This window comes from Ruegeria sp. CDSC085 (assembly GCF_059610465.1).
In genome coordinates this window covers 1-1,382 of the sequence record NZ_JBXWNR010000054.1, presented here as the reverse complement: position 1 = coordinate 1,382, position 1,382 = coordinate 1, and the positions used below count along the sequence as shown (strand labels likewise).

1 protein-coding gene is annotated in these 1,382 nt (G+C 50.1%); it reads right to left on the bottom strand.

Annotation, left to right across the window (positions count from 1 at the left end):
• Positions 1 to 1,382: Eco57I restriction-modification methylase domain-containing protein (locus AC2FJB_RS22815; RefSeq protein ID WP_496721242.1), on the bottom strand; the 1,382-nt coding region annotated here is incomplete at both ends.

Below are 1,382 nucleotides of genomic sequence, written 5' to 3'. Positions count from 1 at the left end.
ATGGACTGCCAATGGGCACGCAGCGCGGCATAACGGTCCTCCAGCGTCTCGCCGCGGTGATCGGGCGAGAGCAGCGGCAGCGTGGTGAAGTCCCAAGAGGTTTCGTAGGCGTCCCAGTCGGAATTGTAAGTTGTTACAATTTCGCTAAGGCCGTTTTCCAAAGTATTCCTGACATCTTCCAATTCTGAAAGGATAAGCGGCAAAGCAGCGATGTTTCCGGGCTGGAAGTTAAGTGTCGGGTTTAGAAGTTTCAGCAAATGAAAAGCTAGGTTTGAGTTGAGGAAAGCAGCGAGCAAGTCGTAGTTTTCAGGGTTTGTAAACAGCGAGGCGCCTCCGTTGTCGAACACAAAGCCATCGTTACAGCAGCGAGAACTGAATGCAGTTGAGGTCACGGATGACCAAGTGATTGACCTACGAAAATACTTGTCACGGCTTATTACTCTACCTTTCGAGTTCACCTTTGATCCTGACGCATAGTCAATGTAGTCGCAGATAGTTTTCCCGTTGTTCTCATAGTTAACAACGGTAACGTTATTCCCGTACCATTTTCTAAAGCCGCCCCCTTTGTTGTAAGGAAAGAACTTTCTTCCAGATGCGTGAGCGGCTTCAGGTGTGGGTAGACCAAATCCAACTTTTGAAAGAGATACTTCGAACCAGTTTCGCACGAAAAGATCGTTGTTGGTGGTATTCATACCAACCCGAGGTTCACCCAACTGGCCAATCAAGGTGCCGTTTTTGAACAAGCGAAAAACCCCCTCGCCTGCCCAATAAGCAATTGGGCTGCCTGGTATCTTAGTAAGTTCAGATTGTTCTGTTACGTGTTTTCCGTAGTCAGGATCTTTGAAGAGCTCCTCGATTTTTTCGACGCTCCGGACTTGAACGTGTTTCTCAAACAGCCTTCGGTATGTCGCGGAAGTGTTTGGTTTTGGGGCCGAGTTCTGGATAACAAATGCAACACTACCAAAATCTGAACCAAATATCCCTCGCCCAAGGTGTAGCAAGCTGGCAATTGACTGTTTCTGAATAATGTTGTCCCGCAACATTTGATACGAACTGAGGAACATCCAAGATGGCAAGTTGATCATACCCCAATACCCTCCAGCCCTTGCTGCCAGAGCAGAGCGTTCCATGAAGCAAGTCATAAGGTCAGACTTGCTATTCGAGTATTCTTTAGCTGCAAATGCCGCGAGAGATCCGTTAAGACCTCTTGCGCCAGCATAAGGCGGGTTGGCCACCACGACGTGATACTTCGGCGACAGCGCTTCTGCCATGCGCAGTACGGCGATGACGCGTTCCTGCACCTCTTTCAGCAGCAGGTCGGATCCGAAGTCCCGCGCCTCGACCACCCGCAGCGCCTCTGCCGGGTCAGCCAGTTTCGGCAC